This is a genomic window from Peijinzhouia sedimentorum, from assembly GCF_049340005.1.
In the GTDB taxonomy this organism is placed as follows: domain Bacteria; phylum Bacteroidota; class Bacteroidia; order Cytophagales; family Cyclobacteriaceae; genus CAXBDP01.
Map to the genome: position 1 here is coordinate 416853 of NZ_JBMPIY010000001.1, position 23381 is coordinate 440233.

Sequence of the window (23381 nt, forward strand, 5' to 3'; positions counted from 1 at the left end):
TTTTTTAAATTATCTACCATCATCGAAATTGGCTGAATTAAGATTTATTGGATTTGATGAGTTTAAGAGTTTTTTTATCCATCTAATCACAAATCCAGCATCATAAAAACTGAACTAACGCTTATTTGCCAATCCAGCCTAAATGTGTATGCTTAAAGTTATCCTCGAATTTTAAGCCATAGCCAAAAAATCTGTCCATCGAAGAATGGCCAAATAGGATGATCCCTGATAAAATAATCAGCGGATTGTCTATCCAATAGCCTAGAACTAGTATAACAATCGCTAACAGTTTATGATGAAATAAATTATAACTCCATGCACCAATCTTGGGGTTTACTAAATAACCTATCATGGACAAATCGGGCAATAAAATACAAACAGGAAAAACCCACCAAGCGTAATCCAATTGACTAAAAAGCACTATTGAAAATAGAAATTGCCCCAGCTCTTCAAGCTTAATTAGTCTGTTCATTTGCAGCTAATGATTATTTGCTAGCTATTATGAAGTGAAAATTGTTTCTAGAACCAATTAAAAACACCTTTGCTTTTCTTAGGTGTGATTTCGAAACCAGCATCTTGAACAGCCTTAATTATGGATTCCTGCGGCAAATCTCCTTGAACTGTAAGTACCTTGTCTGGATTATTGGTATCCACACTCCATTCTGCATCAATAAGTTTGTCCAAATATGGAGTTACAGTAGCCACACACCCATTGCAATTAATGTTGGTTTTAAATTCTTGCTTCTTCATTTACCTCTTAATATGTCCTTTTAATCTAATTCCACAAATTTGGTAGTAACGGCACTTTCACCTTCAGAACCAACCCAAGCGAATAATAATCCTTCGCCATTATAACCTACTCTAGGAAAACCACTGGCTCTAGATTCGGAGCTCTCTCCTACTATAAACTTCTCAATTACCTCGCCTCTATTGTCAATTTCTGCGGCCAGCACTTGAACTACATTATCTACATTTTCTAACCAGATAGCCACAAAACTATCTCTATTATCTAATGACACCACTTGCACTCTTCCAGGCCCTGGGTTACCGTTTAACTGTATGGCAGATCCAAAATTCTCACCGCCCTCAGCAGATAACTTATACTGAATTTTTGGTGAACCATCGGCCATCGTAAACCAAGCTGCAAGGATATTTTCTCCATTACTTGTTATTGAAGGACCATTTACCGGACAGCCTGCAATGTTCCAATTGTCATCATGCAGTTTTGTTGGTTCGGTCCATGTATTCCCATCAAAAGAGACCATAGATATATCTCGAATTTCTTCATCTGATCTGTCGCGATAAACTACAAATACTTTATCTCCACTTTGGGTGGCAGAGGTTTGGCAGCAGTCACAAATTCTTCCATCCAATTCCCATTCTTCGGTTCGATTAAAATCAGCATCGAATAAAGCTGCACGTAAGGTCATTTCACCTGCGTGGCCATGATCATGACTTTCCATATCGCTATTCGCGGTGGCTGTTTTGCGACCATCCAGCCACACTGCCATTAAGTTCCCATTGTCAAGCGGGAGGAGGCTTACAAAACCGTGCTCTGCTTGCAGCCCATCAGTATTTAGCAATTCCGGCTCCGACCAGGATTCTGTTTCAGGATTGTAAAACTTCAATACAACATCATAATGGAAAGTGCCTTCACCACTTTTCTGCAAATAATGAGCAGCCATTCGACCATCCTCAAATACAGCCATAGTTGGGAAATCAGCCCAGTTCACAAACCAATTATCCCCTCGAGCAATTTCGTTTGTTTCGTACCAGCGCTGATTGGCGTAAGTAGCATATTTCAATCCATGTCCACCATCCGGAATTTCCTCTATCCATGAGAAATAAAGGGTATTGGATGAATTGGCGATATTGAGCATTCCACTTCCCGAAGCTGTTGGATTCCCTATCGATTCGCCTTTTACTTTCAGCACTTCTGGTTTATCCGAAACCTCAACTTCGGATACGGTCCTTGGCTCGCAAGCCATTATTAAACAGATAAATAAAATGTTGATGTAAAACTTTTTCATACTAAAGAGCTCTTAATTTGCCTAAAATTTCAGGGCTATCCCACTCCTCTATTCCACTATGTTCCCAAATTTGATTTCCTTCCTTATCAAGCACAATTGTTTTTGGTAAGGCATAAACTTCGAATTCCATTACTTTTTGTTCAAGCTTTAGCCAAGTGAAAGCATAGGGATTCTTGTCTGCAAAATTCTTGATTTTATCCACTCCCTCATCTGAAATTGAAAGGATCACAAAATCCTCTTGCTCTAGAATAAGCTTTGCATTTTCAAGATTCGGCATTTCTGCGATACAAGGTCGGCACCAAGTAGCCCAAAAATTGATCAACACTTTTTTGCCTTTATAATCTGACAGATTTACTTCAGCTCCATCGAGTGTTGTAAGTTTCATTTCATTCAGACTGAGAATTTTATCCTCATCAGTAGATTCCATTTCAGCTTGATTGCTCGCCTTATCTCCACAGGAAGCAAGCAATGCGAAGGTGCTTATTAGAAGTACTTGAACTAGTCTATTTTTCATATTTATTTCAAAATTAATGAATCTCATTTTCGAAGTTTTTGCTGAAAAAGCAATTTTACCAAACTGTCTCAATCGGCACTTCAATTTTTACTTTTTCCCAGCTAATACTCAATTTTGCTTTTCCTTCACCCGCCGAATTTAATGAATAATTGAGCCTTTCGACGATTTCGTCATTAATAATTGGTTTTGTGGTGATTCTTAACAAATCATTTTCTTGATTGTAATCATCTGCAAGATGCTGATCCCAATCGCTATTGAAAATAACTGTCCATTCATTTTGACCCGGAATAGTGAATATAGCGTATTTTCCGGCTGGGAGAACCGTTCCTCCAATGCTGATATCTTTGTCAAATTCAATACTTGTAGCTCTATGTGCACCAGTTACCCATACTTCATCATAGGCTACTAAGCCACCGAATATTACTCGATTCTTTACTACAGGTGCGGTATATTTTATGGTAAAATGTGTGCCATCAATCATCGCATGCTCTTCTTTTGGCAAACTCTTGGTCATGTCTTCTTCGTCTTCAGCAGACATTTCCATTTCATGGTCGTGGCTTTCCATTTCATCATGCATTTCATTTTCGTCATGCATTTGATCATCCGTATTGGTTGACTTATCAGAACAAGCTCCCAAGTATAGAGGCAGAGCCAGACAAATTAGAATGTTTTTGATTTTCATAGTTTTATGATTTTTATAGTTAATTAGTTTCAATTTTTCCTTCTACCGATCCGCAGGTCATCATCATATCACCAAAATACGGATTGCGGATATTTTGCTCCATGGACAGCCAATCTGCACCTTTATCGTCATTAGCCATCGGGCAATTTTGGATATAAAGTGTTCCTCCCGCTATTCCGAAAGACTGGTTTAATTGGATCATTATGTCTGAAATGCCAATAAAATAATCTCTTTGCACATCGATTTTATCTTCATTTGCAAGTCTTTGAAGAGGCTCTAAAAGCTGCTCTACTACTTTCTCCCAAGCGGCTTTCACCTCGGCACTTTCAGCATCAATTTTTATCTCATTCCATTTATTTAGTACATTCTGAGCAGCCGATTTAGCTTCCTTTGCATTAGCTGCGACCAAATGATCTTTCAATGCGATATATGCTATGTCAAGCTGATAAATATCTTCTTTCAATGGCTCACTTGTTACGGCTTTTAGATCGGGCAAATCAAGTTTCGCTTTTTCAATTTCAACCGTCGTCTCGCTATCCACATATTGATGCGCTTGATTCATCATGCTGGCTTTACCTGCCAATTGTGCCGCAGCATCTACGGAGAAAGTGCCATTTACGACTATTTCATCTCCGGCTTCCAATCCATCCAAAATCTCATAGCTATCGCCCAAAGAAGCCCCTAGGCTTACTTCAGTCAGTCTGAATTTTTGAATTTCTTCGCTTGAATCTAGTTTATATACAATCGACCTTTTACCTGTCCAAAGCACTGCGCTTTTGGGTACTGTCAATTGCGAACTATTGGTGCTGGTACCAATGGACACTTGTGCGAGCATTTCCGGTTTCAGCAAGTTTTGTGCGTTGCTAATGGTAGCTCTTACTTTTGCTGTTCTTGTTTGCGGATCAATAAAGGGATCGATAAAATCTATTTTGGCTTTGAATGTTTGACCCGGCAAAGCTGCTACTGTAAAGGAAATCTCGGTTCCGACTTTGAGGCTGGCCAAATCTCTCTCATACGCATCGGCCATCAACCATAGTTGAGATAAATTATTGGCTTCATAAAGCACTTCTCCAGCTTGTACGTAATTGCCTTCATTTACAATTCTGGTCGTTACCGTTCCGCTTCTTTCGGCATATAGATCAAATGTTTGAATAGTCTCTTTGGAATCCAAAATCTGTTGAACTTGTGCCGCTGTCAATTTCCATTGTTCCAGCTTTTTGAGTGAAGATTGATAAACTTGGTCGTTGAGGCGGGAGGATATTTTGAGCTCCTCTTGCGCTTTAATAAGCTCTGGTGAATAGATTCTCGCTATTTTGGCTCCTTTGGCAATTTGCTGTCCTTCAAACTGCACATACAATTGCTCGATACGGCCAGGGATATGTGAGCTTTGTCTGATCAAGTTTCTTTCGTCGGCCATGATTCTAGCACTCATCACCAAGCTACTTTCGCTGCTCCCTCCCCTACCTACTTTTTCGGTACGAATGGCTGCCAAGCGCATGGCATTTTCCGTCATTTGGAAACTATATGGATCATCGTCGGAATCACTTGTGCCGGCGGGTGTTAAGTCCATTCCACAAAGTGGACAAAGCCCAGGTTCGGATTGGCGAATTTGAGGGTGCATGGAGCAGGTCCATATAGTGCCTTCCTCATGTTGGTGATCATCAGCATTTACAGTCATATCATCACTGGAATTATTGCCGGACCAGATTATGGCTCCGAAAATTAAGCCAATGGCAATAGCTATTATATATCCTATGTACTTTTTCATTGTGTTTGTATTTTCTCAAATTGATAAGATGTCCTCTTGATCAATTTTCTGTTTCTTTAATAAAATCATTGAAATCAATAGCGAACAAAAACATGACTTCATTGCGCAATTTCGCAAGCGTCACTTTTTCCATTTCCCATTGCAGTTCTAGGTTCAATTGTTCCATTTCGATCTGCAATAGTTCATTGAAGGCCTCATTACCTCCCGCTTCTATTCCGGCATTGGCTAGGCTTAGTAAATCCACATTTCGAGTGATCTGCCTTTCGTATAAATCTACTCTTTTCAGACTTTTAGCTACCTCTGCTTCAATACTTGCAAGGTTTCTTCTCCATTCATTTTCTAAACTTCCTTTTTCCAAATCCACCCTTTGCAATTCCATTTCAGCCAACTTTTGGGAGGCCTTATATTTAGAACGATAGATGGGCAAAGAAATAGCAAACATGGGCTGAATTATGTTCTTGGCGGATCCCATATTGGACATGCCGTCCAAAGGGCTCACAATAGTGTAATTAAGTCCGGCACCTAACATTGGCAAGCCTTCACGTCTGGCTAAGTCCTTTTGCTGATTGTAAACTTCACTTTCAGCCACCAAAGCCTGCCATTGCGGATTTAGCTCAAGCTCTATTTGATCAAAGTCCACTTCCTGCCAATTCGGTAAATCATATTTCACATCCAGCGGTTTTTCTGATGGTGATCTGCCAGCCATTAAGAGTAATTTTGTCTCCAGTTCTTCAATGGCATCTTGCAATAGCAATTGTTCAGTTTCCATTTGATCCTGCTGCTGATTGAGTTTGATCACCATAGCCAATTCACCTCGACCGGATTCGATACCGGCACGGGCGAGCTCTTGCATGTTTTCCAGCAGAAGCAATTTTTCATTAAGGCTTTTTAGCTGTATTTGCGCGCTTTCTCTCTCGATCAGGAAGCTTCTCATTTGATAAAGAACTTCATTGGCTTTTTGCAAGAATGCTTGATAGCGAACTTCTGCCATTGAGTTTCGCATGGCTCGTTCCGAATGGAGTGTACCAAACCAAGGAAACATTTGCATTAGGCTAAACATGGCTCGCTGCTCACCATCCGGCATCATCATGGGCCGCAAAAAATAGCCTGCATTGAGTGTAGGATCTAATGGCCCAATTTTCTCGACTTCTTGCAGAGAATTCAAATAAGCTTGATAAGCGACTTTTAGCGATGGATTATTTTGAGCTGCATCGAGATAAAGCTCGTCCACCGATTGCCCAAAAGACGATTGCCAAAGCAATAGGAAAAGGCCACATAGGATTGATTTATTAAGCATTTTGACTCCCTTCTTGACTTAGTTGTTTTTGGGAATTGATCAATTCTCTCTCGTGCCACCAAGCATATAATACCGGCAATATGAAGATGGAAATAATCTCAGTAATCATACCTCCCACAATTGGAATCGCCATTGGCAGCATTATATCTGCGCCACGACCTGTTGATGTAAGCACCGGCAATAAGGCTAAGATGGTTGTCGCAGTGGTCATCAAACAAGGTCTGATACGTCTGCTGCCTCCAATAAGCACTGCTTTGCGAATTTCCTTGATGGATTTGGGTTTGTTCTTCGCGAAGCTTTGATCTAGGTAAGTTGCCATAACCACACCATCGTCGGTAGCAATACCAAAAAGAGCAATAAAGCCCACCCATACGGCCACACTTAAATTAAATGTGCCTAAATTGAATAAGTCCCTAAAATTGATCTCCGCTAATGAGAAGTTTAAGAACCAAGGCTGTGCCGCTAACCACAAGAACATAAATCCACCCGCAAGGGCGACAAATATTCCTGAGAAGATCATTAAAGTGACGCTTACTCTTCTAAATTGTAAGTAAAGAATTAAGAAGATGATGGCTAACACGAGTGGAATAATAATGGAAAGTCGCTTCTCAGCGCGCACTTGGTTTTCATAATTTCCTGTGAAATTGAAGGTTACTCCATTGGGCACTTTCAACTCGCCCGTTCTGATTTGCTCGTTTAAGTAGTTTTGCGCATCTGTGACCACATCCATTTCGGCGAAGCCAGCCTTCTTATCGAGGATTACATAGGCGACCAAAAAGGTGTCTTCACTTTTGATCATTTGTGGGCCTTCCAGATATTCTATCTCAGCTAATTGTGCTAGTGGAATTTGCGTGCCACTCATGGTCGAAATGAGTATTTCACCTAAGGCTTCCGGGCTGTCTCGCAATTCTCTTGGATATCGGATTCTGATGCCATAGCGCTCGCGACCTTCTACAGTTCTGTCTAAGGCCATACCTCCTACCAATACCTCCAATTGCTCTTGTACCTGGCTTATGCTCAAACCATATCGGCTGAGCTCATTTCGATCCCAATTGATATTAATATAAGGTTTACCCACTACTCGATCGGCAAATACGGCTTCGGGTTTTACGGATGGCACTTCTTTTAAAAGGCTTTCCAATTTCATGGCAAAGTCCTCTATAGTTTCCAAATCAGGCCCTTTTACCTTAATGCCAATGGGAGCTCTCAAACCTGTTTGCAACATAATCAACCTAGTTTCGATCGGCTGCAATTTTGGCGCAGAAGTTACCCCCGGCAGTTTGGTCACGCGAACGATTTCATTCCATATATCATCCGGACTCTGAATTTCCTCCCGCCATTGTCTAAAGTACTTGCCATTGCTATCAGGAATCAGTTCGCCTTTATCGTCCTTTATAAACGCTCCTTCTTTATCCACTTTAAAGCGCATGCGTCTGCCATTCTGATCGGTCTTGTATTCGCTTTTATAAAGGATCACATTTTCGAACATAGATAATGGCGCAGGATCGAGAGCGGATTCTACTCTTCCGGCTTTGCCTACCACCATTTCGATTTCAGGAATGGCTGTAACGGCCATGTCTAGCAGCTGAAGTGTGCGCTTATTTTCCTCCACTCCCGCATGCGGCATAGAGGTAGGCATTAGCAAGAAAGAACCTTCGTCCAAGGAAGGCATAAACTCTTTGCCAATGCCCGGCAAGCTGTGATCCAGACTAGACCAAAGGGAATTGGTTCTAACATTTACCCCAATCAAATCAAACCCGGCTGGAATAAATCCAAAGACTTTCCCAAAGCCTTGCCATGAGCTTAGACCCAGTATAAAAATAAAAATCGGGACGCTAAGGAATGCTTTTTTATGCTCGATACAGAACGTGAGAATTGCTCTGTAGTACTTGATAATCAACATGAAAAAGGCTAAAAGCAAGCCTGCCAAAAGCAATACAAATAGGAAGTTAGCTATAAAACTCACTTGTACACCTAGTGGAAGCCAATCGGCAGCCAACCACCATGTTACGATAAAGATGGCGATGGAATTGACAATCCAAATACCATATCGGCCATAACTTGAAGCAAAGTAATGCGATAGCAATTGGTGTATGCCAATGGCTAATAATGCTACTCCTACAAATACCGGTAAGAAGAAAAATGAAATAATCGCTCCTATGATTAATAGCACAGCGACGCCAATTTTCACTTTTCCTTTGGATGGTTTGATGGAAAACAGCAAATGAGCCAAAGGTGGAATTACAATAAGTGTAACAATTAATGCCGCTACCAAAGCAAAGGTTTTGGTGTAGGCTAAAGGATGAAAGAGTTTTCCCTCGGCTGCTTCTAAGGTGAAAACCGGGATAAAACTTACTATGGTGGTGGAAATGGCTGTAAGAATTGCAGGTGCCACTTCGGATGCCGCCTTGTAAATAAGCGGGAGGAGTGGCTCTTTCTTTTTGTTGCGCTCCACATGGATCACAATATTCTCCGTCATCACGATACTCATATCCACCATGGTCCCAATCGCGATCACAATACCCGACAAAGCCACAATATTGGCTTCGATACCAAAATAGCGCATGACGATAAAGGTCATTAACACAGCTACAGGTAGCAATGAGGAAATCAAAATGCTTGCCCTTAGGTTGAACACCATCACCAATACTACCAAAATGGTAATAAGTATCTCTTGTATCAGTGCGGTTTCGAGTGTGCCGAGGGTTTCTTGAATCAGCTCTGTACGATCATAAAAAGGAACTATAGCTAATTTGCTAATAGTGCCATCGGAAAGTGTTTTTTCGGGTAGACCTTTACTGATTTCGGTGATTCTGGCTTTTACATTATCAATTACCTGCATCGGATTGGCGCCGTATCGGGCTACGACTACTCCTCCTACTACTTCGGCTCCTGATTTATCTAAAATCCCGGTACGTGGTTCCGGCCCAAAACTTACTCTGGCTATATCTCCTATTCGGATGGCTGTAGCGTCCATGGATTTCACAGCCGCAGATTCCAGGTCGCTTAAGCTTTTTACATAACCCAAGCCTCGAATCATATATTCGACATTATTCACTTCTAATGTTCGCGCACCTACATCTAAATTACTTCCTTTTACCGCGGCAATTACCTGATCCAATGTGATTCCATATTGCTTCATGGCGTTTGGATCCAGATCAATTTGGTATTCACGAACATAGCCGCCAATAGAAGCGACTTCTGAAACGCCTTCGGCAGTAGCCAAACCATAGCGCACATAGAAGTCTTGGATGGAGCGAAGTTCGTCCAGATCCCAGCCGCCTACGGTATTTCCATCTGCATCTTGTCCTTCGAGGGTGTACCAGAATATTTGACCTAAAGCGGTGGCATCAGGCCCAAGTGCTGGTTGAACTCCTTCTGGAAGCAGACCTGCTGGTAAGGAATTTAGTTTTTCTAATATTCTCGATCTACTCCAATAGAATTCTACATCATCGTTGAATATGAGGTAGATAGAGGAAAAGCCAAACATGGAGGTACTGCGAATGCTGCGCACGCCTGGAATACCCACCAAAGCTGTGGTGAGCGGATAGGTAATTTGATCTTCGACATCCTGAGGAGATCTGCCTTGCCAATCTGTAAATACGATTTGCTGGTTTTCGCCAATGTTTGGGATGGCATCTACGGACACGGGATCTTCCGGCAAAAAGCCCATATCCCAATTAAAAGGCGCATTTACCAGACCCATTCCGATGAGGAAAAAGAGTAAGAGCCAGGTAACGAGCTTATTTTCTAAGAAAAATTTTATGATTGAGTTTAACATGCCTTTGGTTTTATTATGGAAAATAAAATCACAGGAATGAATGGCTTCATTCCCTAAACCAAAGGGATATTAAAGGAGGTATGTACAGTTTAAGATAAATAGATCGACCGAAGATATCGGCGGTCCATTTGGGTAAGGAAAGTAGTGTGGGATATTTTCTAGGGCTTGAGCTAAGAGAAAATCATTGAACTGAATTTCACTAATCAAGTTCCATTTTGTTTCGTCAATGGTTTGATGATCTATTTTTTGAAATTCATTGTCAATTTCAAATGCGATCACTTCGTTTTCGCAGCAATCATCTTCTGCTGTTTCCATAAATGGACAGCAAGCTTCGGTTTTATTTCCAAGGCTTACATCCATCAATCGATCCATGCAAATATGCTTGCTCATGCTTACACCCGTGGTTGCAAGGATCAGTAGGAAGGAGATCGATATATGAATGGCTCTTTTCAAGGCTTCTTTGGAAACGTAAAGTAAGGATATTTAGTTGGGAAAAAAAATTGGGGTTTTTGGGGAAGGTGGTGGTGGATTAGTGGTGAGTTTTTCGGGAAAGAAAAAAGCCCTACCTAAGCAGGGCTGAAGGTTTATCACCTACGGCATATAGCCTTATTGTGATAAGAGTAAAAGTTATTTATTCTTTGAGTTTCAATAGTACAAACATTTTTTTATATATTCAAATCTTTAATGAATCTCTTTCTATAAACTAATTGAATATGGCACTTATTTTCAGCTTTGATTTGGGCACAAATAGCATTGGTGGAGCAGTTATAGATTCTACCAAAAAGAAAATCCTGTGGTCTGGAGTTAATATTTTTCCAATGGGTGTAGTAAACCTTGGTGATGGCCAAGGGCGCGAAATGTCCAAGAATGCAACAAGAAGAATTGCCAGAGGTGTTAGGAAACAAATATATCGTCGCAAGCTTCGAAAAAAATTATTATTGAAGCATTTGATCAGGTTTGGAATGTGTCCTGTGACTTTGGATGAATTAGATGTCTGGAAAAACGAAAAACAATTCCCAAAATCTAAAGAAGTAATTGAATGGTTTAAAATCAATCCATATGAATTGAGAGACAGAGCAATCAATGGGGAATTGACTAAACATGAATTAGGTAGAGTATTCTATCATCTCGCTCAAAGAAGAGGATTTCAAAGTAATAGCAGGTCTGTAGTGGAAGATGAGGGAACCTTATATGATGGAAAACCAGCAGAAGGTAAAACTGGGATTAATGAAACTATTGCAGCAAAGGGAGATAAAACTCTAGGACAATATCTACATTCCATACAACCTAAAGAATTTAAACCCTTTGAAAACGGTAAACCAAGAATCAGAAATAGATATACCACTCGGAAAATGTATACCGAGGAATTTGATGCTATTTGGGAAAAACAAGCTGCAATTCTAGGCCTTGCCAATAAAACTACTTCAGTATCCAAAACAAGAGTAATTGGTAACCCAAATACCAAAAGAAACCAGCGCAAAATTACCAAACTAAATGCCGACGGAGTAAAATTTCAAATTCAGAAAGATGAAAAAAATCCTGCAAACACCAAACTCAAAATAATAAGGGAGATTCCTTTAAAGGAGTTTTTCGGTGGAGGTAGCGATAGCATTTTATTCTATCAAAGGCCGCTGAAATCACAAAAAGGATTGATTGCTAAATGTCCAATTGAGCCAAGCAAAAAGAGGGTACCAATAAGTGCTATTCCATTTGAAAAATTTAGAGCTTGGCAATTCATTAATAGCATTGAATGTAATGGAATCAAACTGGATCAAAAGGATAGAGAAATCCTGTTTGAAGAGTTGTTGACCAAAGAAAAGCCAAAATTTAGTGCCTTAAGAAAAAAACTCAAAAAGTCAGATGCTACTTACAAATTTAATTATGAAGATTCAACAACTGCTCCTGGTTGCTACACCATAAGCAAACTAGCCAGTACCAAATGCTTTGGCAAAAAGTGGTTTGAAAAGACTGACAAGGAACAAGATGAGATTTGGCACATACTTTATTTTTTCACTGATAAAAGTAACCTAAAGGAATACGCAACAAACAATTATCATTTTGATGAAGAACAAGCTGAATATTTAAGTAAACTCAACTTAAAAGATGGCTTTGGAAACCTTAGCAGAAAAGCAATTAATAATATTCTACCTTTTCTAGAAATGGGTTTTACTTATGACAAAGCAACTACTTTAGGAGGTGTTAAAAATTGCTTTGGTGAAAAATGGAATGAATTAAGCCATGATCAAATCGATTTGATAATTACCAATGTTCCAGAGATAATTGACAGCAAATTAAAAGGTGGCTATATAAGATCTATAAAAGACTTTTTATCAACCGAATTTGATATTCCTGAAATCACTCTAAACAAGCTATATCATCATAGTGTAAACTTGAAAAACACTGGTGAAATTCTGAATAAATTACCTCTTGATAAGGAAGCTGATAAAGCCATCATGGATTTAAGAAATCCGATAGTGGCTACTGCCCTATTTCAATTAAGACGCTTAGTAAATAAAATGTTGGAGCGATTCGGACAGCCAGATGAAGTAAAATTAGAAATGGCTCGAGACCTTAAAAACTCAGCTAAAAAGAGAAATGAAATTAGAAACAAGCAAAGCTTCCAAGAACGTAAAAACGAAGCAATTAAAAAGGAGCTAGCAAAACTAAAGCTTTTTGAAACCCCTGACAACATCCTGAAATATAAGCTTTGGGAAGAATGCCAACGAAAATGTCCTTTTAGCGGCAATCCAATAAGTATTACTCAACTATTTAGTGGAGAGGTTCAAATCGAACACATTTTCCCTTGGAGCAGATCATTAGATGATAGCTACTTAAATAAAACATTGTGCTTTGCTAAAGAAAATGCAGCAAAAGGAAATCGGACACCTTTTGAATATTATAGTGAGCAAGGCTCAGATAAATGGGAAGAAGTAAAATTAAGAGCTTTAAAACTCTTTCAAACTTCACCAGAATGGCCTGAGAGATACAATAAGTTTAAACGTTTCGCTGCTGAAAAATTCGAAGACGATTCCTTTATACAAAGGCAGTTAAATGACACTAGATATATAAGTAGAGAAGCGCAAAATTACCTCAAGAAGATTTGTCCTACAGTTATTGTTGCACCTGGTTCTATGACAGCTCATCTGCGACATTTATGGGGCTTAAATAAAATATTGAAAGAAGACCAAGACCAAAAAGATCGTGGTGACCATCGTCATCACGCTATTGATGCTATTGCTCTAGCATGTTTCTCAAGAGCTCAGCTCAATGAAATGAGTAGATGGAATCGATACGATCGAAAGCCAAACGTAAAGAAGTTTCCAGAACCATGGCCGGGGTTTTGGGCTGATGCCTATGATTCAATTCATGGCATTCTAGTTTATCACAAGCCAAATAGAAAAGTGCTGAGTAATAGAATTGTGAAAACTGAAAAACTTGGCAAAGTATATCAGAATTTAGGTGTTGCAGCTAGAGGGCAATTACATAAGGAATCTGTATATGGTAAAAATACAGCTCCAGGACTTTCAAAAGCTTACCACATTAGAAAGCCATTAAGTAAATTAACTACAAAGGGCCATATTTCAAAGGTTGTCGATATGAGGATAAAAAAATTACTTGAAGAAAGAATCCAAGAAGTAGGAGGTTATGAAGGACCAAAGAAAGATCAGATTCCAAGTAATAAGAATGTTTTTTTTGATTCGGATAAAGAAGGCAATCAAATACCTATGGTTTATTTGCCTAATAAAAATGGGGAACCAGTTCCAATATTAAAAGTAAGGATGAGAGAAAATTTTAGTAAAGCAGAGCAACTAAAAGATTTTGAGCCAAAATCAGCGGTAGACCCACAAAACAACCATCATGTACTTATTTATATTGATAATGAGGGTAAATACAAAGACGATGTAATAACTTTTTGGAAAGCTGCTGAAAGAAAAAGGCAAGGCATACCGATAGTAAGTTTACCCGAAGATGGAGTCAAAATGGTTGTTACCCTCCAAGAAAATGACATGTTTATTATTGGTTATGAAGGAGAATTGAGAACAAACTCAAAAAATATTAATAACTATCTTTATAGAGTTCAGAAAATCTCAAAAGGTGACTATAATTTCAGATTGGCACTTGAGAGTTCACTTAATTCAAGTTCATTCCCTGAAGTTATTCGAATAAGAAGTTTGGGTGAAAACAAAGCCGGATGGCAGACATTAAAACCTGTAAAAGTAAAGATAAATGAGCTGGGTGAAATTGAGAAAACTCACTTGATATGATTAAGCGAACTATTTTTATTAGCAACCCATATCATTTATCAACCAAGCTAAGTCAATTAGTGCTAAAAGAGAAGGAAACAAAAGTAGAAAAGAGTATCCCAATTGAGGATATTGGATTTTTGGTTTTAGAGCATCCGCAAATCAGTTTTACCCAATCGGTAATTAGTATGTTAGCCCAGAATAATACTGCTGTTGTGTTTTGCTCCGATAACTATTTACCCGTATCAATGCTCTACCATATTGATACTAATCAAATTCAGAATCAATTATTTAGAGCACAATTATCCATTTCTGAAGCATTACGAAAAAATTTGTGGAAACAAACTATTGTAGCTAAAATTAGAAATCAAGCTGCAATGCTTGATTATGTGAATATGGACAGTACCGCCTTAAAACATATTTCTACAAAAGTATTAGCAGGAGATACTGATAATAGAGAAGCTAAGGCTGCAATGCGATATTGGCCGGCAGTTTTTGGAAGAGAATTTAGAAGAGATAGAAATGGAGATGCACCAAACCCTGCTTTAAACTATGGATATACTATTTTACGAGCAGCCGTTGCCAGAGCTCTTTGCGGCAGTGGTTTATTACCTACAATTGGCATTTTCCATCATAATAAGTACAACCATTTTTGCTTAGCCGATGATATAATGGAACCCTACAGACCTTGGGTAGATAGAATTGTTTGGGAGATGCATCAAAATGGAATGGATACTGCCAATCTTGGTAAATCAGAGAAGTCTGTAATACTTAAAATCCTTACTGAAGATGTCCATTTTGGTAAAAATAGAAGTCCGTTAATGGTTGGCCTCACTCAAACTTCCGCCTCACTGGTAGGCTGCTTTAATGGCAATTTGAAGAAAATTAAATATCCATCCTTATGCGGCACAGCCGTTTAAATGCCTACCAAATCGTGTGGCTCTTTGTCTTTTTCGATTTACCAACGGATACTAAGAAAAAGAGAAAGGCCTATTCCGATTTTAGAAAGAAACTCCAAAAAGATGGATTTGCCATGCATCAGTACTCTGTGTACTCCAGGCATTGTGCCAGTAGAGAAAGTGCTGAAGTTCATACCAAAAGAATTCATAAAAACATCCCTATCGAAGGGCATATTAGTATCCTATCAGTAACTGATAAACAGTATGAGAAAATCATAAACTACTGGGGAAAAGCGTCCAAACCACTACCTCCTTCACCTAATCAGCTTGAGCTATTTTAGTTTAAAATGAAAAATCTGGAAGCTGAACTTCAAATTTCAACAACCAGATTTCAATAAAAATTACAGATTATCAAACACTTATAATAAACTGTAATATCAAATAACCTCCTTTTTACTCAAATCACAACGGAGCTGGTGGAGGTAACGCATCTTTACAAAATATCAAATAACCTCCTTTTTACTCAAATCACAACGGCTTATTAGCAAAAGGCACTGATGATAATAATATCAAATAACCTCCTTTTTACTCAAATCACAACTGACGGCTAATAGCCGTTTGGCTCTCTGCAAATATCAAATAACCTCCTTTTTACTCAAATCACAACCTAGTAATCGAAAAAGGTAAATATCCGGTCAATATCAAATAACCTCCTTTTTACTCAAATCACAACATTATTGCTTTTGCATATGCGACAAATAAAATATCAAATAACCTCCTTTTTACTCAAATCACAACCTTCAGGGTTGGGAGCTATCCCAACCATTAAATATCAAATAACCTCCTTTTTACTCAAATCACAACCCGTAGGCATCCTTTACAGCTTTTTTATAAATATCAAATAACCTCCTTTTTACTCAAATCACAACGGACAAAGAGGAGCTTGTGCATGCGGCTACAATATCAAATAACCTCCTTTTTACTCAAATCACAACGCAAAACTGCATGATGATTTCACCGGGTTTAATATCAAATAACTTCCTTTTTACTCAAATCACAACATAGGTTTGCAAAATGTTTGAATGAAGGTAAATATCAAATAACTTCCTTTTTACTCAAATCACAACAGATAATTAAGCGTTCGAATTAATTTTTTAAATATCAAATAACTTCCTTTTTACTCAAATCACAACAACGTCTCCGAATGTCTTAGTACTTACAGAATATCAAATAACTTCCTTTTTACTCAAATCACAACACAACGATCTAAGAACCAATGGCTCAACTTAATATCAAATTCCCACCAGTCTTCCTTTTCATTGTTTCTAATGGCAAGGATTTTTTCAATGATACTTGGTTTATTAATGGTTGAGAGCCATTGAATCAATTCAAGTTTTGTAGTTTGCAGATTCATTTCCATACCACTAATTTACGAATCTTAATCAGTTTCCTTTTAACTGTTGGATAACATCTTTATTTACGCAATTTGATCCATCTATTTCCTATTGGTCAATGGAGCTTTTGGTCTGAGCAAAACCTTTGGGGATAATGGTTAATTATCGGGGAGTTTTATGTTAAGTTATTGGTCTTTTTATTATTCGCTTACTATATCAGTGTTTCTAAGTCCTCAATCCATTTTAAAGCATTCTATCTACATTTAAGGTTGATTCAAGCACATACGTTTGCTAAGAAATGAGGACACTTTGGAGCGGTTGCATCTCCATCAACTGAAGGTATTACAGGGAACAAACCTTGCATAAACTACTTACCGTTCTCATGTTTTCTTATGTAATCTTGGCACTAGTTTTTATTAAATTCGTAATCATAAACCTCTTTAAAATGAATTACTCCATCCCTAACTGTCATTTCGGATTGGATTAATCCATTTGCAAAATTCTTAGTGGTTGTGCTTTGGACTTCTCCCTTTTGATTTATAAGCTTCGTTATAATTGTATTTTTTCCTTCATAGGAGTATCTAATCTGTGACTTTATATTTTCGGCAGAAATTGATTCTTTTAAAATTATTCTACCTTGACTATCATACTTGTTAATTTCTTTTACCGTATTGTAGTTATCGAATGATGTTCCCTTAAATTCATACTTGATTAGATTATCAGCTTCATCATATGAATATAGATTCTTATTTCTTGGTCCCTCTTTAGGCCCCCAAACCCTTTCAATTATATTATCTTTTGAATCATACCGATATTCTGTTAGATACCCAAAATCCGTTTTCTCAATTAAAATTCTATTTTTTGAATCGTAGATTTTTTCTATAGTTTTTGAATTATGAGGATAGCTAAGGTCTTTCACTATTATTTTTGTGATATTTCCATTACGGTCATGCACATATGAAAACTCTTCAACCCACTCAGCAGAATCCTTTTTATTATGATACCTTAAATGTCTTGTCTGTAATCCATTTCTATATTCATGGCAGTCAATAGTTTGCTTCGTTATTACTTGAGAATCATTTTCATTGAAAGAATATGACTCCGAACAAAGCAAGTCTCCTAGTTCATTAAATATGTAAACGTTCTTACTGTCTTGATATATTTTCCCATTTGGTCTAGTTAAAAAACTTGTCACTGATATTTTTTTAATTCTCTTCTCCTTTATTGTGCTATCATTGAAATATTCTGGATGATAGAAGTATTGAAATTCTGTTGTTTGCCCAATCGTTGTTAGGTTGTAAACAAGCAAAGTCATTAATGTCAAAACGAGAATTCTTGCTTTCATTTCAAATTTGTACCAACATATTTTACAACCAAAACTCAATTCTGCTTACACCTCCAATTGGAGGAAAACACGAAACAGTTTCGTCTATTACCCAATTATCGAAGGCCTTATTCTTACCTTTTTTTCTTTGTTTGCTTATAAACATAAAGTATTTGAACTAGATTTCCTATTTGAGAATAGGCTATTGATTTGAACGAAAAAAATCATAGTTCAGACAATTTGCGATATGAACCGATTGTGCGGGAGGTTGATTTGCGCTTTTCCATTATCCCACGGTTGAAACCGTGGGCTATGGAGATGTTGCTATGGAGATGTTGATAAAGAAGAATATGAGTGATGAACTTTAAGATTAGCTCCATGGGAGCGATATATTAATAGCCAAATTTGTGCGAAATACCCATAGCTCCAGCGGAGCGAAATATTAATAACCTTGAGAAGAGATTAGAGATGTGTTATTTTTGATTAAAGGAGAATAGAGAATAAATAAATTATGAAAATTATGATTCAGACAATTTGCGCTATGAGTCGATTCTGCGGGAGGTTGATTTGTGCTTTTCCATTATCCCACGATTGAAACTGTGGGCTATGGAGATGTTGATAAAGAAGAGTATGAGTGATGGACTTTAAGATTAGCTCCATGGGAGCGATATATTAATAGCCCAATTTGTGCGAAATACCCATAGCTCCAGCGGAGCGAAATATTAATAACCTTGAGAAGAGATTAGAGATGTGTTATTTTTGATTAAAGGAGAATATAGGATGAATAAATTTCTGAAAATCAACGAAATCTGCAAGAACAAAAGATTCAAAAAATAATTTATGGCTGGAATTTTACCAAAATCGAATTCTGTAAGTACCATTATTCGTTCCTACAAATCCGCCGTAACCAAACACGCTAACCGATTAGGATTAGAAAATACCTGGCAACCCCGCTTCCACGAGCATGTTTTTTTCCATTAGCTATTTACTCTTTCTTTTTAAGGATGATAGTAACCGAAATTAATAACAGGAAACACAAGATAATAAATGTATCCCCAATCATTGAATATACTGTTTTCGTTCCTTTTGTCGGTAGTTGTGTTATTAGTACTTTGTCTTCATTGATAAAATGATCCATTTCGCTAATTACTTTTCCGGTATAATCTACCCCAATTGATAAACCAAGACTCGTTTGACGAATTAAATTAAAGCCTTGTTCAATCGCTCTAAATTTTGACATATCTGTATGAAGCGGGTCTATTTCTTTCCAATCATTACTCGGTGCCAACAAAATATCCGACCCTTTGGCAGCTTTTATATAGTCTGGAAAATCTAAGTCAAAGCAGATTGCCCCTGCAATAATTCCATAGTCAGTTTCTATTTTTTGGATTCCAGTTGCTTTATTATTGCTTATTTCAGCTTCTACACCAGGAACTGAAATACCTTTCCAATAATCAATAACTTTTTGTCCTTTATTGTCGAATAAAACAAACTTGTTTTCAAGAAATCGAGTATTGGAAGGGTCAATTACTACGATACCCGCTCCCAAATAGATTTCTTGCTCCAAGGCTACTTGACTTGCTTGTTTGTAAAACTCCTCTTCATCTTCTTTTAATATTGTTCCATTACCCTCTGCCCAAAAAACTATTTTTGCTCTGGCTTCAGCTTCTTTGATACTCCTATCAAACAAATATTGATTAAGTTTGGATGTGTTTTTTCTGGTTTCAATTTTAACTTCATTTTCAGTTTCTACATCATTTAATCCCTGCAGGATCTATCGAAACTTTCAGACTATCTACTGCAGAAATTGAAGCTATCCGAATAGTTTCAGAATTGGGTGTCTGAAACTGCACACGATAAATTCCATAAGTTAATGTAAGGCCGAAAACAAGTCCATAAATAAGTATTGCCTTTTTTGTGTTTCTCCATTCATTTCTTTGCTCGTAAATCCAATTACTAACAGAAGCAAACCAAGCAATTAAAAATGTAACATAGCCTAAACCAAAAATAGAAATGGATTGCAATAAAATGAGTTGAGATTCTTGGGTATAGGCCAAATGCCCAAAAGTACCATACTGATTAAATTGATGATACCCATATTCAATTAACACAACCGAACACGGAAATATTAAGGTGCTTAAAAAGGATTTGCGTTTTTTTAAAAAAAATGAATCGATTAAGTAGGGTAATGAAAAAAGCAGGCTAAAAATCAGGGCAATAGTAACGGAAATTACTACGGGTAAAAAAGGAACGAAATCAAAACCAATGTAGTAGCCTATACTTATAGACAGAAATGCCAACAAAAAGCCCTGAGACCTTGGTAATTTTCTAACGGCAAAAAGTAGCATTGTTGTAAAAACCCAAATGGCAAAAAAGACGGCATACTGCCCATTAGAAAATACAGAGAATACTAATAGAAGTAATACGAATAAGATTTTTTTAGTTATAGCAGCTTTCATCTTTACAATATTTTATACCACAAAAATGCAGCTTAAGGATATTATACATCTGACACCTAGGTGACAAAATCATTTTTTGGCTAGGTTACTTCGAATTCTACTTAAAGATTGCCGTTCAATTCCTAAATAGGATGCTAGATGGGTTAAGCTGATTCTATGGATAATATCTTTGTTTTCGTCTATAAACTTCAAGTATCTTTCTTCAGCACTTTCAAATAAGAGGCTTTCAACTCTATCTGTTTCTCTTGTGAGAACTTTTTCAGCGACTAATCTACCGTACATTTCACTGCTTTTATGTTTACGGTATGCCTCATGAAGTTTTTCATAAGGTACTTTCACTATGATTGTTGTTTCGAGACATTGTATGTGGTATTTGGAGGGTTTTTGTCTTAAAAAAGATGGATAGTCGGTAGCATAACCATTTTCACTTATGAAGCCTGTGATTATTTCGCTACCCTTTTCGTTTACATAATACTTTCTCAAAAGTCCTTGACATACAAATCCAATTTCTTTTTGCACTTCCCCATTTCTATATAGAAATTCCCTTTTTCTATACTTTTGTAGGGTTAAAAAAGAACGGGTGAATTTTTTAGCTTCAAGGCTCAATAAAGGAAGCTGTTCGATAAATAAATCAAAATAAGTATCTTTTATTTTGTCTGTTTCCGTCATTTTAATTTTAGTTCGGTTTTTTCAGCTTCTGACTAAGGTAAATAAAACCTCCTTAAATTCGGTTAATTTCGACGGCTAAGTTTGTATTAGAAGGGAGAGAAAATTGTTAATGGCAAATGATTGTAAATGCCTAAATAAAATTGACTGTTTTTCATTTATCAATCCTTTTTCGGTTGATAGTATAGAATTACAGCTCCACCCTTAAAGTTTTTAGTTTTAACAAGTTTGAAAATAATCCTGTCATTTAAGTCTTTAAATAATGGCAAACCTTTTCCTTCCACCATTGGATATATGCAAAGCTGGAATTCATCAATTAAGTTAAGGTTTAATAGTTGTATAATTAAGCTGCGACTACCAACGAAAATATCTTTACCTGATTGTTGTTTGAGCGCTAAAACAGTATCCTTTAAATCACGATTTGCTACAGTTGCACTTTCCCAATCTACATTTTTAAGTGTATAGGAAAAAACAATTTTCTGAATTTTGTCAATAGCAATGGCAAAGTCGTTCATTGTATTTTCCTCGGAAGGATTTTCTAAAAATGTTCGCCAAAATTCCATAAGCTGATACGTTATTCTTCCGTATAGAATTGCGTCACCCTGTCCTAATAATTCTGTATAATGTTGATGTATTTCTTCATCAGGAATTCCTGCTGTATGGTTACAAATTCCATCAATTGTCATATTTAGTGCAGCTATTACTTTTCTCATTTTTTATTTTCTTTCTAGTTTATAATTCAGTTCGATTACTCCATTGCTAAATTGGCGAGTTTTCGGCAATAGTTTCAAGTTTATTTTGTCTCCTTTGTTTTTAAACAGTGAAACGCCCAGCCCAAGTATGACTGGATCTAAAAAGTATCAGAATTTCATTCTCGTCTAAGGCACAACGGTTTACTTATTTGACTTCTGCGGTTTTCTATTTCCTTTTCGCTGGATCTTGTTTTGTTCCGAATATAGAAAGTATTTGTATTGAGTCTGATAATTCAACTAAGGCATGATTTGTCCACCGAATCTTAAAGCCACTTTCTATAGATTTCTCTGGCTTGATCGTGATCTTTTAGATTACCCGCATCTTTAATGCCTTTGTTAATTGATTCTTTTTCAAGAGTGATTCAGACGACTTTGTGGGAGGTTGATTTATGCTTTTCCATTATCCCATGGTTGAAACCATGGGCTATGGAGATGTTGATGAAGAGGGATATGAGTGATGGACTTTGAGATTAGCTCCGTAGGAGCGATATATTAATAGCCCAATTTGTACGAAATACCCATAGCTCCAGCGGAGCGATATATTATTAGCCCTAAGAGGAGATTAGAGATGTGCTATTTCTGATTAAAGGAGAATAAAGAAATTATGAAAATTATGATTCAGACAATTTGCGCTATGAACCGATTGTGCGGGAGGTTGATTTGTGCTTCGACAATATCCCACGGCTACACCGTGGGTTAATGATGTTTTGCTCCTTTGGAGCTTAGGATCATAATTTTTTCGACCCTGAAAGGGTCATATATTTATAGGCATTATTAATGGCGTATTGGTTCGACCCATGTAGGGTGGTATGTTGATTTTGGATCCTTTTTCCATAAATGTTTGACCCATTCTGGGTCTTGTGATGTTGATGCAAAATTCTGAAATTCTATGAATTCTTACCTCGGCAAGCAGGCTGGTTCGGACAATTACAGCTGCTGTAGATCTTTTCTCATTATCGAAAGTCGGATTGCAAATCCTCTTTATCAGGAGTACGACATTTCAAATGTCGAACAGTTGTGGTGGCGATGGAAGACCCGCAAGGTTTTCGAAAACCTTGCGGGTCTTTTTAAAAAATTGGACGTATTTTGGGCATTGAACTTTGGGCGAAATTTTGCGATTTTAAGTCAAATTTCACTCAAAGAACAGCTACTTTTTGAAGCCTTGCAGCGCCCTCAATTTTGGGTGGCTTGCTTCGGCTTTGAACTAATTTGATGAATCCTTTAGGAATAAAAAAATGAATGTGCGTTCTATTCGCAATATGCGTTTCAGTGCACATTTTTCGTGATATTCGTTTTATGTTACTTTCTGCGCAATATTCGCTTTATGCGTTTTGTGCACCTTATTGACCAATTAAACACCAATGGGAAAGCAAGGAAACACCAAGGAAACCCTAAGGTAAACACCCACTAAAATGGGCTAAAATCGAGTGGAAAAAAATTCATATTTTAAATTTATGTATTCAAAATAATAATATTTAAATATTTTCGAAAAAATGACTTTCTGCAAAGAGGCTGGTTGATTTGGGCATAATTTGGTCAGAAACTGGACAAAATGTGCATGGATAATGAGC

Annotated in this window: 20 protein-coding genes and 1 CRISPR repeat array; of the genes, 4 read left to right on the forward strand and 16 right to left on the reverse strand. The window is 37.4% G+C overall.

Annotation, left to right across the window (positions count from 1 at the left end; translation table 11 throughout):
* Positions 1–121 precede the first annotated feature (121 nt).
* The 9 genes from ACOXY8_RS01905 to ACOXY8_RS01945 form a co-directional block, all read right to left on the reverse strand.
* Entirely contained in the window at positions 122–472 is a 351-nt protein-coding gene (locus ACOXY8_RS01905; RefSeq protein ID WP_458329869.1) for a DUF4260 domain-containing protein, read from the reverse strand.
* A 47-nt stretch (positions 473–519) separates the two neighbouring features.
* A complete protein-coding gene (locus tag ACOXY8_RS01910) occupies positions 520–750 on the reverse strand; it encodes a heavy-metal-associated domain-containing protein (RefSeq protein WP_458329870.1) in 231 nt (76 codons plus the stop codon).
* A gap of 20 nt (positions 751–770) precedes the next feature.
* Entirely contained in the window at positions 771–2030 is a 1260-nt protein-coding gene (locus ACOXY8_RS01915) for a hypothetical protein (protein ID WP_458329871.1), read from the reverse strand.
* A 1-nt stretch (position 2031) separates the two neighbouring features.
* Positions 2032–2544 (reverse strand): redoxin domain-containing protein, encoded by a 513-nt coding sequence (locus ACOXY8_RS01920; RefSeq protein ID WP_458329872.1) that lies wholly within the window; start codon positions 2542–2544, stop codon positions 2032–2034.
* A gap of 55 nt (positions 2545–2599) precedes the next feature.
* Positions 2600–3226 (reverse strand): DUF2911 domain-containing protein, encoded by a 627-nt coding sequence (locus ACOXY8_RS01925; RefSeq protein ID WP_458329873.1) that lies wholly within the window; start codon positions 3224–3226, stop codon positions 2600–2602.
* Positions 3227–3245: 19 nt separating this feature from the next.
* Positions 3246–4994 (reverse strand): efflux RND transporter periplasmic adaptor subunit, encoded by a 1749-nt coding sequence (locus ACOXY8_RS01930; RefSeq protein WP_458329874.1) that lies wholly within the window; start codon positions 4992–4994, stop codon positions 3246–3248.
* Positions 4995–5034: 40 nt separating this feature from the next.
* The gene (locus ACOXY8_RS01935; RefSeq protein ID WP_458329875.1) at positions 5035–6291 is read right to left on the reverse strand and encodes a TolC family protein; all 1257 of its coding nucleotides are present in this window, start codon (positions 6289–6291) and stop codon (positions 5035–5037) included.
* Positions 6284–10072 carry an efflux RND transporter permease subunit gene (locus ACOXY8_RS01940; protein WP_458329876.1) on the reverse strand — a complete coding sequence of 1263 codons (3789 nt, stop codon included), beginning with the start codon at positions 10070–10072 and terminating at the stop codon, positions 6284–6286. Before ACOXY8_RS01940 ends, ACOXY8_RS01935 begins: the two co-directional genes overlap by 8 nt.
* A 69-nt stretch (positions 10073–10141) precedes the next feature.
* Positions 10142–10525 (reverse strand): HYC_CC_PP family protein, encoded by a 384-nt coding sequence (locus tag ACOXY8_RS01945; protein WP_458329877.1) that lies wholly within the window; start codon positions 10523–10525, stop codon positions 10142–10144.
* A 260-nt stretch (positions 10526–10785) separates the two neighbouring features.
* Here ACOXY8_RS01945 and cas9 point away from each other — a divergent pair, with 260 nt between their 5' ends.
* Genes cas9 through cas2 form a run of 3 tightly spaced genes read left to right on the forward strand, consistent with a single transcriptional unit; the run spans position 10786 to position 15556 of the window.
* Positions 10786–14337 carry a type II CRISPR RNA-guided endonuclease Cas9 gene (gene cas9 / locus ACOXY8_RS01950; protein ID WP_458329878.1) on the forward strand — a complete coding sequence of 1184 codons (3552 nt, stop codon included), beginning with the start codon at positions 10786–10788 and terminating at the stop codon, positions 14335–14337.
* Entirely contained in the window at positions 14334–15236 is a 903-nt protein-coding gene (gene cas1 / locus ACOXY8_RS01955) for a type II CRISPR-associated endonuclease Cas1 (protein WP_458329879.1), read from the forward strand. The genes cas9 and cas1 overlap by 4 nt, the downstream gene beginning before the upstream one ends.
* Entirely contained in the window at positions 15218–15556 is a 339-nt protein-coding gene (gene cas2, locus ACOXY8_RS01960; RefSeq protein WP_458329880.1) for a CRISPR-associated endonuclease Cas2, read from the forward strand. The genes cas1 and cas2 overlap by 19 nt, the downstream gene beginning before the upstream one ends.
* A 92-nt stretch (positions 15557–15648) precedes the next feature.
* Positions 15649–16473: a CRISPR direct-repeat array (repeat unit 36 nt; unit sequence AATATCAAATAACCTCCTTTTTACTCAAATCACAAC).
* 542 nt (positions 16474–17015) lie between these two features.
* Here cas2 and ACOXY8_RS01965 read toward each other — a convergent pair.
* From ACOXY8_RS01965 to ACOXY8_RS01995, 7 genes are all read right to left on the reverse strand, one after another.
* Positions 17016–17954, reverse strand: coding sequence for a hypothetical protein (locus tag ACOXY8_RS01965; protein WP_458329881.1), 939 nt, complete (start codon positions 17952–17954; stop codon positions 17016–17018).
* A gap of 203 nt (positions 17955–18157) precedes the next feature.
* Complete coding sequence (locus tag ACOXY8_RS01970) at positions 18158–18313, reverse strand: hypothetical protein (RefSeq protein WP_458329882.1); 156 nt, start codon at positions 18311–18313, stop codon at positions 18158–18160.
* Positions 18314–18458: 145 nt separating this feature from the next.
* Positions 18459–18593 carry a hypothetical protein gene (locus ACOXY8_RS01975; RefSeq protein WP_458329883.1) on the reverse strand — a complete coding sequence of 45 codons (135 nt, stop codon included), beginning with the start codon at positions 18591–18593 and terminating at the stop codon, positions 18459–18461.
* Positions 18594–18918: 325 nt separating this feature from the next.
* Entirely contained in the window at positions 18919–19623 is a 705-nt protein-coding gene (locus ACOXY8_RS01980; RefSeq protein ID WP_458329884.1) for a nitrilase-related carbon-nitrogen hydrolase, read from the reverse strand.
* 64 nt (positions 19624–19687) lie between these two features.
* Positions 19688–20392 (reverse strand): hypothetical protein, encoded by a 705-nt coding sequence (locus ACOXY8_RS01985; RefSeq protein WP_458329885.1) that lies wholly within the window; start codon positions 20390–20392, stop codon positions 19688–19690.
* A 69-nt stretch (positions 20393–20461) separates the two neighbouring features.
* Positions 20462–21061, reverse strand: a complete 600-nt coding sequence (locus ACOXY8_RS01990; protein ID WP_458329886.1) for a Crp/Fnr family transcriptional regulator — start codon at positions 21059–21061, stop codon at positions 20462–20464.
* A gap of 158 nt (positions 21062–21219) precedes the next feature.
* A complete protein-coding gene (locus tag ACOXY8_RS01995) occupies positions 21220–21771 on the reverse strand; it encodes a dihydrofolate reductase family protein (RefSeq protein WP_458329887.1) in 552 nt (183 codons plus the stop codon).
* A 928-nt stretch (positions 21772–22699) separates the two neighbouring features.
* On the opposite strand from ACOXY8_RS01995, the gene ACOXY8_RS02000 reads away from it, so the two are divergent.
* Positions 22700–23023, forward strand: coding sequence for a hypothetical protein (locus ACOXY8_RS02000; RefSeq protein WP_458329888.1), 324 nt, complete (start codon positions 22700–22702; stop codon positions 23021–23023).
* The last annotated feature ends 358 nt before the right edge of the window (positions 23024–23381 follow it).

What these genes read in the sequence shown, in the direction of transcription:
- ACOXY8_RS01905 (WP_458329869.1), bottom strand. Translation starts at nt 472, where the DNA reads ATGAACAGACTAATTAAGCTTGAAGAGCTGGGGCAATTTCTATTTTCA.
- ACOXY8_RS01910 (WP_458329870.1), bottom strand. Translation starts at nt 750, where the DNA reads ATGAAGAAGCAAGAATTTAAAACCAACATTAATTGCAATGGGTGTGTG.
- ACOXY8_RS01915 (WP_458329871.1), bottom strand. Translation starts at nt 2,030, where the DNA reads ATGAAAAAGTTTTACATCAACATTTTATTTATCTGTTTAATAATGGCT.
- ACOXY8_RS01920 (WP_458329872.1), bottom strand. Translation starts at nt 2,544, where the DNA reads ATGAAAAATAGACTAGTTCAAGTACTTCTAATAAGCACCTTCGCATTG.
- ACOXY8_RS01925 (WP_458329873.1), bottom strand. Translation starts at nt 3,226, where the DNA reads ATGAAAATCAAAAACATTCTAATTTGTCTGGCTCTGCCTCTATACTTG.
- ACOXY8_RS01930 (WP_458329874.1), bottom strand. Translation starts at nt 4,994, where the DNA reads ATGAAAAAGTACATAGGATATATAATAGCTATTGCCATTGGCTTAATT.
- ACOXY8_RS01935 (WP_458329875.1), bottom strand. Translation starts at nt 6,291, where the DNA reads ATGCTTAATAAATCAATCCTATGTGGCCTTTTCCTATTGCTTTGGCAA.
- ACOXY8_RS01940 (WP_458329876.1), bottom strand. Translation starts at nt 10,072, where the DNA reads ATGTTAAACTCAATCATAAAATTTTTCTTAGAAAATAAGCTCGTTACC.
- cas9 (WP_458329878.1), top strand. Translation starts at nt 10,786, where the DNA reads ATGGCACTTATTTTCAGCTTTGATTTGGGCACAAATAGCATTGGTGGA.
- cas1 (WP_458329879.1), top strand. Translation starts at nt 14,334, where the DNA reads ATGATTAAGCGAACTATTTTTATTAGCAACCCATATCATTTATCAACC.
- cas2 (WP_458329880.1), top strand. Translation starts at nt 15,218, where the DNA reads ATGCGGCACAGCCGTTTAAATGCCTACCAAATCGTGTGGCTCTTTGTC.
- ACOXY8_RS01965 (WP_458329881.1), bottom strand. Translation starts at nt 17,954, where the DNA reads ATGAAAGCAAGAATTCTCGTTTTGACATTAATGACTTTGCTTGTTTAC.
- ACOXY8_RS01970 (WP_458329882.1), bottom strand. Translation starts at nt 18,313, where the DNA reads ATGGAGCTAATCTTAAAGTTCATCACTCATATTCTTCTTTATCAACAT.
- ACOXY8_RS01975 (WP_458329883.1), bottom strand. Translation starts at nt 18,593, where the DNA reads ATGGAGCTAATCTTAAAGTCCATCACTCATACTCTTCTTTATCAACAT.
- ACOXY8_RS01985 (WP_458329885.1), bottom strand. Translation starts at nt 20,392, where the DNA reads ATGAAAGCTGCTATAACTAAAAAAATCTTATTCGTATTACTTCTATTA.
- ACOXY8_RS01990 (WP_458329886.1), bottom strand. Translation starts at nt 21,061, where the DNA reads ATGACGGAAACAGACAAAATAAAAGATACTTATTTTGATTTATTTATC.
- ACOXY8_RS01995 (WP_458329887.1), bottom strand. Translation starts at nt 21,771, where the DNA reads ATGAGAAAAGTAATAGCTGCACTAAATATGACAATTGATGGAATTTGT.
- ACOXY8_RS02000 (WP_458329888.1), top strand. Translation starts at nt 22,700, where the DNA reads ATGAATTCTTACCTCGGCAAGCAGGCTGGTTCGGACAATTACAGCTGC.